Annotated in this window: 13 protein-coding genes; 6 read left to right on the top strand and 7 right to left on the bottom strand. The window is 33.6% G+C overall.

Going from position 1 to position 15,397, the window contains the following annotated elements:
* The first annotated feature begins 29 nt into the window (after nucleotides 1–29).
* Nucleotides 30–182 carry a YqaE/Pmp3 family membrane protein gene (locus CLV33_RS11240; RefSeq protein ID WP_042247149.1) on the top strand — a complete coding sequence of 51 codons (153 nt, stop codon included), beginning with the start codon at nucleotides 30–32 and terminating at the stop codon, nucleotides 180–182.
* A 10-nt stretch (nucleotides 183–192) separates the two neighbouring features.
* A complete protein-coding gene (locus CLV33_RS11235; RefSeq protein ID WP_105473988.1) occupies nucleotides 193–480 on the top strand; it encodes a hypothetical protein in 288 nt (95 codons plus the stop codon).
* Nucleotides 481–544: 64 nt separating this feature from the next.
* On the opposite strand, the gene CLV33_RS11230 is transcribed toward CLV33_RS11235, so the two are convergent.
* On the bottom strand, nucleotides 545–1,021 hold the full coding sequence (locus tag CLV33_RS11230) for an Hsp20/alpha crystallin family protein (protein ID WP_042247152.1): 477 nt from the start codon (nucleotides 1,019–1,021) through the stop codon (nucleotides 545–547).
* A gap of 323 nt (nucleotides 1,022–1,344) precedes the next feature.
* Between CLV33_RS11230 and CLV33_RS11225 the strand changes: the two genes are divergently transcribed.
* The 3 genes from CLV33_RS11225 to CLV33_RS11215 are packed head-to-tail and all read left to right on the top strand — an operon-like array spanning nucleotide 1,345 to nucleotide 2,984.
* Nucleotides 1,345–2,265, top strand: a complete 921-nt coding sequence (locus CLV33_RS11225) for a DnaJ C-terminal domain-containing protein (protein ID WP_105473987.1) — start codon at nucleotides 1,345–1,347, stop codon at nucleotides 2,263–2,265.
* Nucleotides 2,266–2,302: 37 nt separating this feature from the next.
* Entirely contained in the window at nucleotides 2,303–2,605 is a 303-nt protein-coding gene (gene trxA / locus CLV33_RS11220; protein WP_105473986.1) for a thioredoxin, read from the top strand.
* Between the two features lie 7 nt (nucleotides 2,606–2,612).
* Nucleotides 2,613–2,984, top strand: a complete 372-nt coding sequence (locus CLV33_RS11215; protein ID WP_146109735.1) for a hypothetical protein — start codon at nucleotides 2,613–2,615, stop codon at nucleotides 2,982–2,984.
* Here the strand turns inward: CLV33_RS11215 and CLV33_RS11210 are convergent.
* The 6 genes from CLV33_RS11210 to CLV33_RS11185 all read right to left on the bottom strand — a co-directional run bounded on the left by CLV33_RS11210 (nucleotide 2,981) and on the right by CLV33_RS11185 (nucleotide 12,804).
* Nucleotides 2,981–3,541, bottom strand: coding sequence for a DUF4251 domain-containing protein (locus CLV33_RS11210; RefSeq protein WP_105473984.1), 561 nt, complete (start codon nucleotides 3,539–3,541; stop codon nucleotides 2,981–2,983). The genes CLV33_RS11215 and CLV33_RS11210 overlap by 4 nt on opposite strands.
* Nucleotides 3,542–3,638: 97 nt before the next feature.
* Nucleotides 3,639–7,838 carry a T9SS type B sorting domain-containing protein gene (locus CLV33_RS11205; protein ID WP_105473983.1) on the bottom strand — a complete coding sequence of 1,400 codons (4,200 nt, stop codon included), beginning with the start codon at nucleotides 7,836–7,838 and terminating at the stop codon, nucleotides 3,639–3,641.
* 140 nt (nucleotides 7,839–7,978) lie between these two features.
* Entirely contained in the window at nucleotides 7,979–9,280 is a 1,302-nt protein-coding gene (locus CLV33_RS11200) for an MFS transporter (protein ID WP_105473982.1), read from the bottom strand.
* A gap of 14 nt (nucleotides 9,281–9,294) precedes the next feature.
* Nucleotides 9,295–10,347, bottom strand: a complete 1,053-nt coding sequence (locus CLV33_RS11195; protein ID WP_105473981.1) for a glycosyltransferase family 9 protein — start codon at nucleotides 10,345–10,347, stop codon at nucleotides 9,295–9,297.
* A gap of 28 nt (nucleotides 10,348–10,375) precedes the next feature.
* Nucleotides 10,376–11,212 carry a DMT family transporter gene (locus CLV33_RS11190; protein ID WP_262489590.1) on the bottom strand — a complete coding sequence of 279 codons (837 nt, stop codon included), beginning with the start codon at nucleotides 11,210–11,212 and terminating at the stop codon, nucleotides 10,376–10,378.
* Between the two features lie 38 nt (nucleotides 11,213–11,250).
* Nucleotides 11,251–12,804: a DEAD/DEAH box helicase gene (locus CLV33_RS11185; protein ID WP_211297560.1), complete on the bottom strand. Its 1,554-nt coding sequence runs from the start codon at nucleotides 12,802–12,804 to the stop codon at nucleotides 11,251–11,253.
* A 219-nt stretch (nucleotides 12,805–13,023) separates the two neighbouring features.
* On the opposite strand from CLV33_RS11185, the gene CLV33_RS11180 reads away from it, so the two are divergent.
* The gene (locus tag CLV33_RS11180; RefSeq protein WP_105473980.1) at nucleotides 13,024–15,330 is read left to right on the top strand and encodes a S9 family peptidase; all 2,307 of its coding nucleotides are present in this window, start codon (nucleotides 13,024–13,026) and stop codon (nucleotides 15,328–15,330) included.
* The last annotated feature ends 67 nt before the right edge of the window (nucleotides 15,331–15,397 follow it).

The following is a 15,397-nucleotide window of genomic DNA, read 5'->3' as shown; positions in this document are numbered from 1 at the left end:
ACTTTGAGAGAAACCAAAAATAAATAGCAATGTCTTTAATAACAATATTACTTAATATTTTTCTGCCTCCAGTAGCTGTTGTACTGCAACATGGTGTTGGTGGCAAATTTTTAATTAGCATCATACTAACACTTATTGGGTGGTTGCCCGGTGTTATACATGCATTTTATGTAAACAGTTAAAACTATAATTATGAGCAAAAAAAACAATAAAAACACCTATAATTCTGAAATTACTAAGGACGATAAAAATGCTTTAGGTGATGCTTCTGGTAATTTAAGAAACGACCAAGGCGACGATGCACTTTTAAAACAAAGGGAAGGCGACGTTGATTTTGCAGCTGAAGATTTAGATATTCCCGGGAGAGCATCTACCAATAAAGCTAAAAACAAATTAAAAGATGAGGAAAATAAACATTTTAGCTTGGGAAGCGATGATAATGATAATTTAGAACCTAATACATCTCAGCTTAAGGAATAAAATTAATACAAAAAAAAGAGGCTTCTAGATTAAGCCTCTTTCTTCATATTAAACCTAGCTATTACTATGAAATTTTAATAGTTCTTGCTGGTTTTTCTTTAGCCTCTTCACGCTTTGGAAGCTGTATTGTTAAAATACCATCCGTATAAGTCGCTTTAATCTTATTATCGTCTACAGATTCTGGTAAAGTAAACGTTCTTTTAAATGATGAATAGCCAAACTCCCTACGTGTATAGTTTTCTTGGGTATTTTCAGTTTCTTCCTTATGCTCTGTTGAAATTGATAATACTTTATTGTCTAAGTCGATGTTAAAATCGTCTTTTTTCATACCAGGTACTGCCATTTCAACAAAGTAGTCATCTTTAGTTTCCTTGATATTTACTTTTGGTAAAGACATACCGGTATTAAAATTGGTTGTGAATACAGAAGGAAATGGATCTGTATTAAATAAATCGTCTATCCAATTAGACCACCCTCTGTGTGATACATTTGAATTTTTACTTGCTTGTCCGTCTTTTGGAACATTCATTAAGGTACTCATAGTGTTATTTTTTTAAGTTAAACTTTAATTTTATTATTAATTAAAGAAGTACAAACTCCTTTTTCTCTAATGGTTATGCAAACGAAATGCCAACACCTAAAATGTATAAAAAAGGTCCCTTTTATTTAAAATGATGTTAATATAACGCCAATAAAATGTCATTATGTCAGTTTTTATACAATGAAACAATGACACGTAGTCAGTTTTAAAACTTTAGGATACCTTAAAAACACTAAGAAAGGCTTATAAAAAACTATTTTATTTGTTTAAGCAATTTGGTACTTATTTTGCCCTAACAGTATTGAAAACAGAAGTTTAATATCATGACATACAAAGATTATTATGACATATTGGGGATTGATAAAAATGCTAACGCTAAGGATATAAAAAAAGCATATAGAAAGTTAGCCGCAAAATACCATCCTGATAAAAACCCAGATGATGCTACCGCTGAGGCAAAATTTAAAGAAATTAATGAAGCAAATGAAGTATTGAGCGACCCAAAAAAACGTGAGAAATATGACACTTTAGGTGAAAACTGGCAAGATTATGAGCATATTGGAGACGATTGGAAAAACTATGCAAATACCAACAAACAGGGCAACTATAAATATACCGATGCATCTGACTTTTTTGGAGGACAAGGTAATGCTGGAGATTTTTCAAGTTTTTTTGAGATGTTCTTTGGAGGACATTCCAACGCTTTTAATCAAGGCTATGCAAGACCACAAACAGGCTCTGATATTGAAGCAGAACTTCCCATAACACTTTACGAAGCTTACGCTGGTGGTAAACGCACATTTCAACTAGGTAACGAAAAAATGCGGCTTACCATAAAACCAGGTGCTTACGACGGACAAGTTTTAAAGATTAAGAATAAAGGTAGACCAGATGCTACTGGGAAAAACAGAGGCGATCTTTTTATTAAGCTTAAGCTTGAAAAACATCCAAACTTTAAAAGAATTGGTGATGATTTAGAAACCGAGATCCACGTAAATTTATACGAAGCCATTTTAGGAGGAAAAACCATAGTAAACACCTTAGAAGGAAAATTGAATGTAAATATTCCTAAAGGAACAACATCGGGTAAAATTTTACGATTAAAAGGTAAAGGCATGCCTATTTACAACTCTAATAGATTTGGTGATTTATTAGTTAAAGTGAGTGTAGATATGCCAAAAAATCTTACCGAAGAAGAAATAACATTATTTAAAAAACTTAAAACCATTAGATATGGTGCATAAGCATATTAACAATTAAAAAAACTCAAAAAACAAACAGATGAAAGGAAATTTTAATAAAATAATAAATAGCAATACACCAGTTTTAATAGATTTTTTTGCTGAGTGGTGTGGCCCATGTAAAGCCCAAACGCCTGTTATACAGGAATTATCTGAAGAAATGGGTGATTTAGTAAGGATTATAAAAATTGATATTGACAAAAACCAACATATTGCTAATGCCTACAATGTAAGAGGTGTACCTACATTGGCCTTATACCACAAAGGAAAATTGCTATGGAGACAATCGGGTGTGCAAAGTAAGGCACAACTTAAATCTATTATTCAACAACATTTAAATTAATAGCGTTATGAAAATGATTTTGTACAATACGTTTATTAGAAAACCCAACACCATTGATAACTTTATAGATGCTGTTCATTTAATAAATATGCCCTATTTAGCAAGCGATCTATTAAAAAAAGGATTATCTCCTAACGATATAACGTTCGCCATTAGAAAGGCATTAATAGTTACGCGAAAGCTAGATATAGATGCTAGGAAGCATTTTAAACAATTTTATTCTAATAACAACGGACAATTGCTTAAGGACTGTAAATTGTCTAAGCTTGGGTATGCTTTGGTTTTAATAAATTTAAACCCTAATAACGCATATGTTGCTAATTTACAGCTTTCAATGGCTGAATATTTTTTTAACCAGCATGATATATCTAAATTCTAGGAATCTTTTTTATTTTTCTCAATGGGTTGAACTTCTCCTGAGTATTGAATAAAGAATCTAGAGGCACCCCTTAACATCATCTGGGTTTTTAGGTTTGGGAAAAGCGTAATTGCAACATCAAAGTTTTCGGTATTACTTTTAGCTTTAAACGTTATAACTTTACTATCGTTCTTACCGTTTTTCACCTCATAATCCTGTATTAATCCATTAAACTGAATTGCTCCATCTGTACCCCCATAAGCTATTTGCATTTGTCGCTCTCCAAAATATGGCAAATACGACATAACACTATCGCCTTTTATGGTTAAAAAATTAGCGTTTCCAATTAAATTAATAGCGCTAGCGTTATTTCCTGGTGCTAATAATTGCGAATTTAATACTTGAGACATGGCATTTGTTACTTGCGGATAAGCCCAATCTGAATCTATAGTAAATTCTCGAGATGCAACAAGTTTATTAAACGTTGCAAGCTGTTCTGGTGTTATGGTATCTTTTGAAGATTTACAAGCCACAAAAAACATTGTAAAAACAAGGATAGACAAACAAAATCGCTTCATTTTTTTAATTTTAAATAAGTGTTAAATTACAAAATAGATTACAAAAGCTTAATAAAAAATCGTTAAAAAATAATCAGCAATCAAACACCAAACTTAACTAACGCTTTAATGTAAAATGCTTTCGCATAGGCGCTTTGTCGTAAAACTCAATAACACACCAATAATCGCTTGTAGGCAATAATTTACCTGATATATAACCATCCCACCCTACTGAGGCATCTGCTAGGGTTTTAAGTAATTTTCCATACCTATCGTAAATAAAAATACGTTTTATTTCTTTTCTAGGATCACTTACTCGCCAAATATCGTTAAATCCATCATTATTTGGTGTAAAAAATCTTGGTATCACTACTACCCTATTTTCTGTTGTAAAACTAAATTCATCACAATTTAAGGCTTCACCTGCACTGTTATAAGGTATTATTTTTATGTATATGGTGGCGTTATCTGGAAAATTATTGGTTGGAGTATAGCTATTGAGCCTACCTACATCTAAATTATTTTCAATATCAAAACTCCCTGAAGATGTCCCTATGGTTATTCTGTAACCATCGGCATTATTTATAAAACCCCAAGTAATATTTGTATCTACAGGAACGTCTTGAGCTCCAGTAAGAGGTAAAGTAAGTACAGTACAAACTGGTATAATAGCTTGCGTAGTAAACCGTTCTTCTTGGCAAGATGTAGCATTGCCTGCAGAATTATAAGGTATAACAGTTACGAATATATCCGATTCATCTGGAAAATTTAGTGTAGGATTGAAGGAAGTAACATTTCCAACATCTAGCATGTTAGCAATATCTGTGCCCCCAGAGAATGTGCCTATAGAAACATAATAACCTGTAGCATTTGCAATGGTGTTCCATGATATACCAGCATCTAAAGCTATATTTGTTGCGCCGTTTATAGGGTTCGTTAATCTAGTACAAATGGGAATAAGAACTTGCGTTCTAAAACTTTCTTCTGAACATCCTAGGGTACTTCCAGCGGTGTTGTATGTCGTAATGGTTACGAAAATTTCGGTATCATCGGGAAAATCGCTTACTGGATTATAAGTAGTTGCATTGCCCACATCTTGGTTATTAACTATATCTGTTCCGCCTGAGGTTGTTCCTATGGAAATAAAATATCCTGTGGCGTTGGTTACCGCATTCCATGAAACATCCGAACTTATGGATATCCCCGTAGCACCATTTACAGGTAATGAAAGTGTTGTACAATTAGGAGTTACAGTTTCGGTCCTAAAACTTTCTTCTGAACATCCTAGGGCACTTCCAGCGGTGTTGTATGGCGTAATGGTTACGAAAATATCGGTATCATCAGGAAAATCGCTTCCTGTATTATAAGTAGTTGTGTTGCCCACATCTTGGTTATTAACTATATCTGTTCCGCCTGAGGTTGTTCCTATGGAAATAAAATATCCTGTGGCGTTCGTTACAGCGTTCCATGAAATCCCAGATGTTATAGAGACATTTGTTGCACCATCTAAAGGAGAGGAAAGTGTTGTGCAATTGGGAATTACAGTTTCGGTCCTAAAACTTTCTTCTGAACATCCTAGGGCACTTCCAGCGGTGTTGTATGGCGTAATGGTTACGAAAATATCGGTATCATCAGGAAAATCGCTTACTGGATTATAAGTACTTGTGTTGCCCACATCTTGGTTATTAACTATATCTGTTCCGCCTGAGGTTGTTCCCATGGAAATAAAATATCCTGTGGCGTTCGTTACCGCATTCCATGAAACATCCGAACTTATGGATATCCCCGTAGCACCATTTACAGGTAATGAAAGTGTTGTACAATTAGGTAATAAACTTTCTACTGTAAAACGTTCTTCTGTACACCCAGTTGCATTTCCAGAGCCATCGTAAGGTGTTACCGTAACGTATATAGTTGTGCCTTGAGGAAAATTTAATGGAGGATTATATGTTGTAATATTTCCAACATCTACATTATCTAAAATATCAATACCTCCCGAAGTTGTAGCTAATGTTAAGTTATATCCTGTTGCTCCTGAAATAGCATTCCAAGAAATATTAGTATCAACAGCTACGTTACTTGCGCCGTCTATTGGCGTATTTAATGTTGTACAAGTTATGGGGTTAATGTTTGTTCCTGTAGTAAATACTTCTTCAGTACAATTTAATACATTTCCACTGGCAAAGTAAGGTGTTATGGTTACGTATACCTGTTGGTTTGGGGGTAAGTTACTGCCAAAAGTATAACTATTGGTATTATCAACCTGTACGTTGTTTAAAATATCGGTACCGCCGGGGGTTGTGCCTACATTGAGGTAATATCCACAAGCCCCAAGATTTTCAGTCCACGTAAGCACCTCGTTCAATGCAACTCCTGTACTACCGTTAGTTGGTGAGGTTAACGACACACAACTTTCGGCTGGACTATTAACATTAAGGGTAATATCGTTTCGTAATAATAACAAATTTTTACCGTCTGTACCTGGAGGATTTCCATTTTCAAAAGGTACTAAATCACTTCTAATTTCACAATGGTAAACACCTGCATCACAACTACTAATATCCGTAAGTATTAGGTTTGGCGAGTCTGGAGCCCCAGGAATTGCAATACCATCCTTAAACCAAACATAATGGTTTTGAGCGCCCCTAACTGTTGTGGTTAGCGTTATATTGTCGCCTGCATTTCTATTAAAATTCTCTATGTTATTAACTTTGTCCTGTGGTGCATACCAATAATTTCTTATAACAACGTCTGGTGATGGTCCAATAGACATGGTTGTTGTTAAATTTACCAAACCTAAATGTTGACTTTCGAAATCGCCAAAATGGAATCTGTTTTCATTGATAAACAATTCAAATCGTCTTGTTTGTATAGTGGGATCGTACAACCCATAAAAATCTGGAATAGGTCCAGATAATAAATTGTTATTCGCTATTAAACGCCCTAATAACCTTCCTCTATTAGCGGTTAATGTTGCAAATTGGTTTAGTATATCATTCCCAGGAAAAATATTAAAAGACAAATTAAAGGATGTTAAATCTGCATTTTGTGTAATATTTAATGACGCTATCTGATTGTGTGAAATGTCTAGCGACGATAAGTCCAAGTTTTGCGTAAGGTCTAAACCTGAACCAGTAAACAAATTAAAACTTATGTTAATAGATCTTAATGCTACATTTTGAGTAACATCTAATGTTGGAATTACATTATTGCTAAGGTTAAGATATTCTAATACTGTATTTTGCGTTAAATCTATTGATGGTAATTGGTTGTAGCTAGCATCTAACCTATACAACAAAGGGTTTTGAGTAACATCTAAAACAGTAAGGTTATTATTGTCTACCCTTAACTCTCTTAAAATTGAGTTTTGTGTAACATCAAGAGCGTTCATATCGTTACGAGATAAATCTATGTCCCTTAAAACTGAATTTTGGGTAACATCTACCACTAATGGTGTAGTTCTGTTAGACGTAATGGATAAATCCTCAAGATTTGGTAGTACCGAAAAATCTAGAGGATTTTGTATGTCGTGAAGAATAATAAAAATATCGGTAAGGGTTGTAGATGTTGGTAACAATAGGTTTTCTACATAAGTACCCCAAAAATAAATATTTTCTAAATTTATATAGTTTGAAATATCTATAGTAGGAATATCGATACTACTTATCCTTAAACGCCTTAGGCTTGTATGCACATTGGGTAAGGTAATGTTAACATTTCCGCGCCAACCGCCTATGCGCAAGTCTTCTAACCCGCTTAAAAGTGAAAGATCGAAAGTAGGATCGGATAAATAACGCACATCAATATTGGTTAGTGTACTTGTAACTGGAAAAATAATAGTGTTTACATTATCTAAAAAATCTCCTGTAAACGATACCAAATTTAGGTTTTGCGATAAATCTATAGTGGTTATTGGTGGAGGTGTTCCAGGAAAAGGGCCATGGATAAACACAGTTTCTAGTAGAGAGTTTTGACTGAAATCTACATTTAAAAGCCCCGAATTATCATCAGACCTGAAACTTACCAATTGTATTAAGTTTGTTGGAGATACGTTTACCACAGGGTTGGTTCCTAAATCTAAAGTTGTAATATTTACAAAAGCATTAATGCCTGTAATATCAGCAATGTCTGTTCTTCCAAGTGTTAGTGCGGTTATAGCTTGGGCATCAACATTTAATATGTTACCGTTTAGCCCATTACTGTCTATACCTTGGTCTATAAGTTCTTGTTCAAAATTAGAATCTGGAATTGGAGTAGTTTGCGCGAAAATACAGTACATACTAAACAGCGAAACTACTAAAGTGTAAATTAACTTCATTCTATTTTAATAAGTTGGGACATTCAATATTACGAAAGATGTTTTAAAATAGCCAAATAAATCTCATGTATTAACAAATGTTAATACATAAAACCATAAACGAGACATAATTTAGCAATGCAATATTGTTTTTAAAGTGATTATTGAGGGTTTTTAACTTTGGCTGAGGCAATAATTAAAAACAGTAGAAACGCCCCAGTAAGGTAACTGATGTTGGAATAAGAGCCCAATACCGTAAAGCAATAACTAAACAAGCTAGGGGCTATGGCGCTAGCTATTACCAAAAAACTCATTACTTTGCCTGTAATGGCACCTAAATGTCTTCTTCCAAAGTAACGCGGCCATGTTACCGCATTAACAACTGCAAACAGCCCCCCAAACACACCCAAACCAAATATAAGTAGATAAACCCCAAAATTATATCCCAAAAACAATAGCCCTATTGAAGCTAAAATACCAGCAATAAGCATTGTATACAAATATACTTTATGGTTAATATAATCGCTTAAAACATTACAAATTGTAGAGGTGATAATAGCTATTACAGATATTGGCAAAAACACAGCAATTGCTTGGGATTTGGTATAATCTTGACTGCCAAAAATTGAAATGACATGAAACGTAAATCCTGTTACAAAAAAGCTGTTAAATGCCAGTGTTAAACCAATCATCCAAAATGCACGGGTTTGTTTTGCTTCTTTTAAAGTAAAATGTTTTTCAACTTTTGTTTCTTTTTTTGTAGTTGTATTTGTTACGCCACCATCGGGTTGTAGACCAAAATCTTCAGGATTATTTCTATAAAACTGAATAACCAAAACGCTAAAAACAAATAGACACAACGCTAGTATTTGCCATGATTTTTCCCATCCATAACCATCAATTAAATAATTAATAAAAATAGGTGCACTAGAAAAGCCCAAGGATACCGTTATACTGCTTATGGCATTTATTTTGCCCCTGTTTTTATCAAACCACATCATAATCATATTTCGAGAGGACATGGTTAATACGCCTTGGCCAAAAAAGCGAATAGCGAAAAACAATAAGGTAATAACTACAAAAGGCACAATCCAACTATGTGTAACTAATAGCTCTTTAATGGCGTTGCTTATAAAAACTGATTTTGAACACAATAAAAGCGATATCCCCAAACAAAAAGCAGAAAAAAATGCGACATATCTTGCTCCAAATCTATCGAACAATACGCCTGCCCTAGCAACAAAAAAGGCGCTTAACAAGGTACCAAACATGTAGGCATTACTAAATTGGTTTCTTGATAAACCTAGTGCATCTTTAACAGGATCGGTAAAAACAGAAACCCCAACTGTTTGTCCTGGTATGCTTGCTAAAACGCCTATACTCCCAAAAACAAGAACCATATACCCATAGAAAAACGGAATCTTTTTTGGGTTAATAAGCGAAAATCTATTGGGGTTTTTCACAGAATTGTTGAGGGTTATTTTATTAGAATGTTACGCACTTCATCAATACAATTGTCTTGCGATTTCACCTTAGTATAAAGTGGTAAACTACCATTGCCATAAGGTCCGTAAATAGCTTGGTTATCTCTAGAAAACAAACCTAAAGTTGGTGTTAAAGCAGCACTAGCCAAATGCATTACACCATTATCGGCAGCTATAAAGATGGAAGTATTTGCTATTATACCTCCCATTTCTCGAATGTCCTTGCTATAAAAATGAGGTGCCTTAAAGTTTATTTTTGAAATATTTTCGATGGGCAACATTTCAATGATATTGTACGAATTACTAAACTCGTTTTTTAATTTTACGTAAAATGATTCCCACCAAGCTTCAGAATAACATTTATTTCCGGTAGCATTGGTATAAATACAAATAGTTGGTTTATTGTTTTTAACTAATTCATCCAATATGTTTTTTCCGTTTGAAATTTCTGTTTCGGTTAGTTTTAAATTTAAAACCGGCAGCGGATTATTGTTTGCGGGATAGCCTAATTTAGATAAATACAAACGTAAATTATAAATGGGATATTTAGAAATATGCAAATAGTCATCATACGTCTTTTGGATGTCCTCATGAACATCTCCAAACACCTTTAAAGGTGCTTTTGCTAAATTAGTAAGTAATCTACCTGAAGAAGAATCTTTATCGCCATTAATTACCATATCGTATGGTTTACGTTTTATGGACACCCAACACATTACATATTTAAATAGATTGTTAAAGGGTTTTCTGGGTAATTGATATATTTTGTTTATTGAACTGTAATTTTCGAAAACGGCATAAGCTACACCGCCTTTTGCAAATAAATCTATACTACAATTTGGGAATGTGTTTTCTATTTCTTGAACCAAAGGCGTGGTTAAGAGCTGATTGCCTAGTCTGTGATTTGGTCTTATAACCAAAATATTTTTTATGTTAATATTTTTCCCAACCTCTAGCGTAGGTTCTACGTAAGAACTGCCAACTTTTTTAGTAATGGCGTGCATAATCTTACGTCTTTTCTGATTAATCCAACCTTTAAAACTCATTATTATTTTATTTAAGCATTACTAATCATTATTTAGATTTATAGGTAACATTTAGCACAAGTCCTGTAATTATTAAAGCAATTCCCAGTAAACTCCAAAATGAGTACACTTCGCTAAAAAGAGCTACACCTAGTAACAATGTAAATATGACTTCTAAATATTTAAAGGGCGCAATTTGGTTTGTTTTTACTATTTGGAAAGCCTTCGTCATATACACCTGTCCAAAATAACCAAAACACCCCAGGCCAAATACCAAAAACCATTCTTTACCTATTGGCATTACCCAATTATTAATAGCCAAAACACCTCCTACAATAGTGGCAATAACCATAAAATAATTAACAATAACAACAGGATGTTCGTCCTTCCCTATTTTGCTAATAACAATGTATACTAAACCGCTAAAAATTGCGGAAATAAAAATTAAGAATAAGCCGTAAGCACTAAGTGAAGTATCTAAACCTTTTAATACGAGTACACCAGAAAACGCAATAGCAAAAAAGAACCACTGTATTGGTTTTATACTTTCCTTTAGCAACAAAACAGCAAAAACTGCTGCAAAAATTGGCGCCATGTAGCGTAATGAAACTGCGGTACCTATGGGTAAATATTTGGTAGACATAAAAAATAAAGCCATGGAAGTAACACCTACAATACCTCTTAACACCAATAAGCCTCTTTTTTTTCCTAGTATTGGTATATTATTTTTAAGAAGAAATGTAAAAGTGAAAAACAAACAGCTAAACGACCTAAAAAACACAATTTGAAAGGCGTTCATGTTTACCAAATGTTTTACAATACCATTCATACAAGCGAATGACATGGTACTAATAATCATAAACGTTATCGCTTTTTTAAGATCCAAGAATTCTTATGTGTAAAATTAAATAGTGTTGGGGTAAATTATTCTTTGGGCGCAAAACCATGAATTTCTTCAAAAACTTCATCAAAATTAGCCCTTAAATAAGAATTCAATTTTTTACGATAATCACCACGTAGCCACTCTACAAAATTAAAGGTGCTTTTGCTAATGCATTTAGTGTATCGTTTTATCCTAAAGTCTATATCATCACCTAATTTCTTAGCCAAAGCCAAAGCATCGTAAACATCTTCACTATTTTCAATGCAAATTTTGGCATGTTGTGCTATAGATCGTTCCAAAACAACTTTTGTAGATTCTCCAGCCCTTATAGCATCTACATAAGTTTTTTGAATATCGAAATACACCTCTTTAGAATTATCAAATTCCTTGCGTAAATCATCGGGCATTTCATACCTAAAATTGCTTTCTAACTCTTCATCACTTAATAGGGAATCTAAATAATAGTTAGGCGATTTAAAAATACGTTGCCAATCGAGATTATCGCCCCAAGGTCCAAATCTATGGAAGTTATTTCCTAAATCTATAACACTAAAAGTGTCTTTATTTTCCAGCACACGAGAGCCTCTTCCAATCATTTGGTAGTATAAGGTTAGCGATTTTGTAGCACGGTTTAAAATAATACTTTCTACCGTTGGCTCATCAAAACCAGTGGTTAAGATACTAACCGAAGTTAAAATGGCATCTGGTGTTTTTTTAAACCATTTTAGTATCATGGCACGCTCCTTCTTAGTGTTTGTATTGTCTAAGTGCGCTATAGGATAGCCTGCTCTTCTAAACGTATCATAAACATGCAACGAGGTATTTATACCGTTATTAAAAATTAATGTTTTCTTGCCTTTAGAGCGCTCTTCGTAAGCGCGTAAAAGCTTGGTTAACATATTATCATCGGTATATAAATCTTCAGACGATTTTACGGTATAATCGCCATTAGCTCCTACCACAAGGCTAGTTAGCCCCACGTTATAACTAAACATTTCAGCACGTGCTAAAAACCCTCTTTTAATTAAAGATTCTATAGATTCACCAACGATAAGTTCGTCGTAATTATCCGTCATTGGCAATTCCATACTAGAACTTAATGGTGTAGCAGTAACGCCAAGAATAAAAGATTGACTAAAGAATTTAAATAGTTTGGTAAACGAGTTGTAATGAGCCTCATCTATAATTACTAGACCAATATCAGAAATATCTAATTTGTCATCGTTCAACCTATTATTTAAGGTTTCAACCATTGCTACAAAGCAACTGTAATCACCTTGGTCGCTCAAATCTGCCTTACTATCAATTACCTTGTTTACAACTCCAAATTCGGTGAGCATATTAGAGGTTTGCTTACACAATTCTATACGGTGCGTCATTACCAAAACCTTTTTCTTTTTGGTTTTTAGGTATTGCCTAACAATTTCAGAAAATATTACTGTTTTTCCTCCACCCGTTGGTAATTGGTATAATAAATGATAATCTGCAGGAGACTCTTCAAAAGCAGTGAAAATTTTATCTATGGCCCCTTTTTGATAGCTGTATAACTCTTTTCCGGTTTTTCTTTCTTGCAGTTCGGTTTTCGAAATTGACATACGTGTATTTTGGTAAAATGCAAAAGTAACACCTTTATTGGGTTTATTAAAGAGGTTTTTGCCTAAAGTTATTCATAACAATGTTGATAATAAATAGACAGCGAAATACTAAAAAAAGTAAAAAAAATAAAAAAAGATGTAACAAAAGCACTAGATTTAGTTCTAATACGCATATTACAAATAGTTATTGGTTAATAAATTAAAATCTTATTGTTAAAAATGAAAAACTCTATTTTAAAACTTAGTAGTGCTTTATTGTTATTTTTGAGCATGATTACACAAGTAAATGCTCAGGATATTGAAGGTTCCTGGAAAGGAACATTATCGGTTCAAGGTATGGAAATGCCTTTAATTTTTGATATTACAAAAGAAGAAGATGCTTACTCTTCTACAATGGACAGTCCGTCGCAGGGTGCCACTGGTATTCCTATGGATGTAACCACATTTGTAGACAATACCGTTACAATTAAATTCAACCAAGCGGGTATAAAGTTTGTAGCAACTTTAAAAGACAACACTTTAGATGGAACATTTCATCAAGGTGGTATGGAATTTCCCTTGTCTTTATCTAAAACAGTAAAAACCCTTCCCGGTAATACAGATTTGCCAACCTCTGATGAGGCTTTGGCAGAATTGGCTAATTGGAATCCGCAAAACTACAAATACTCTGTTGCCGATTATTTTGCAAGACCAAAAGCAAGATCGTTTCAGTTTTCACCAAACGGCACGTATTTATCATACAGGGAAAAAGATGAAAACTCCAAAAGCCATGTATATGTTAAAAACACGGAAACAGACGAAGTAACGCGTGTTGTTGAAGAAAAAGAAGAATTAATACGCGGTTATGGTTGGGCAAACGATAATAGGTTAATTTATGTAATGGATAAAGGTGGAAATGAAGATTACCATTTATTTGCTGTTGATATTGATGGTTCGAACCAAAAAGAATTAACACCTTTTGATGGTGTAAAAGTGAATATTTTAAATGGTTTGAAAGAAGACAAAAACCATATGATTATTTCTATGAACAAAAATAATCCTCAAATATTCGAGCCATACAAAATAAATATCGTTACTGGAGAGCTAAAGCAACTATATAAAAATGATGACGCCGCAAACCCAATAAATGGTTACGAGTTTGATAAAGACGGTAACCTAAGAGGTTTTGCTAAACTTCGTGACGGTGTAAATATAGATATGTATTATGCTGAAGATGGCGAGAATTACAAATTAAAAAAAGAATTAAGCTGGAAAGATAATTTTAGTATTTCTTCTTTTAACTATGCCACAGACTATCCTCATGATGCTTATGTAATTTCTAATTTAGATAGCGATAAAGCGCAAGTTTATTTATTCGATTTAAAGGAAGATAAGGTTATTGAAAAGTTATTTTCTAATGAAAACTACGACGTTTCAGGTTTAGGATTATCCAGAAAAAGAGGTTATGAGTTAGACTATTTTTATTACGAAGGTGAAAAACAGGTAATTGTACCTGTAAGCAAATACTATAAAAAGTTACACAAAAAAATTACCAGTAAATTCCCTGGTTATAACTACTCTATCCCTGATGTTACCGATGATGAAAGTAAGTATTTGGTTTTTATTCAAAGTGATAAATTATATGGCACTTACTATTCGTATGATGCAAAAACCGAGGAGTTTAAACTGCTTTATAACCTTATGCCAAATTTAGTTGAAAAAGATATGGCAGAAATGCGCCCAATTACGTTTACTAGTAGAGATGGAAAAACCATTCATGGGTATATTACATTACCAGAAGCAGCTCTAAAAGGCGAAAAAGTACCAGTTATTGTTAACGTTCATGGTGGTCCACAGGGTATTCGGGATTCTTGGGGCTTTAACCCAGAGGCACAGTTATTTGCTAGTCGCGGTTATGCCACATTACAAGTTAATTTTAGAATTTCTGGTGGTTATGGCAGAGAATTTTTAGAATCGGGTTTTAAGCAAATTGGAAGAAAAGCTATGGATGATGTTGAAGATGGCCTGCAATACGCAATAGACCAAGGTTGGGTAGATAAAGACAATGCTGCTATTTATGGCGGAAGCCATGGCGGATATGCCGTATTAAGAGGCTTAACCAAAACACCAGACTTATATGCCTGTGGTGTAGATTATGTAGGTGTGTCTAACCTATTCACTTTTATGGATAGTATGCCAGAATATTGGAAGCCTTATTTAAAAATAGTGAAAGAAATTTGGTATGATTCTGATATACCAGAAGAAAAAGCAATTATGGAAGAAGTATCACCTGTAAACCATATTGATAAAATTAAAAAACCATTATTTGTAGTACAAGGTGCTAACGATCCAAGAGTAAATATTAACGAATCAGATCAAATAGTATCTGCATTAAGAGCTAAAGGCGTAGACGTACCATATATGGTTAAATACGATGAAGGCCATGGTTTTGCTAAAGAAGAAAACAGAATAGCTTTATACGAAGCTATGATGGGCTTTTATGCGAAACACCTAAAGCCAGAAATTAAACAGCCTATAAAAGATTAATTTATAGCACATGTAAAACTAAAGCCATTTGAACTATCAAATGGCTTTTTTAATGTGTAATTATCTG

The sequence above is a fragment of the Jejuia pallidilutea genome (assembly GCF_002973595.1).
Lineage (GTDB): Bacteria > Bacteroidota > Bacteroidia > Flavobacteriales > Flavobacteriaceae > Jejuia > Jejuia pallidilutea.
The sequence above is the reverse complement of the archived record's forward strand: the minus strand, read 5'-3'. Positions and strand labels throughout refer to the sequence as shown.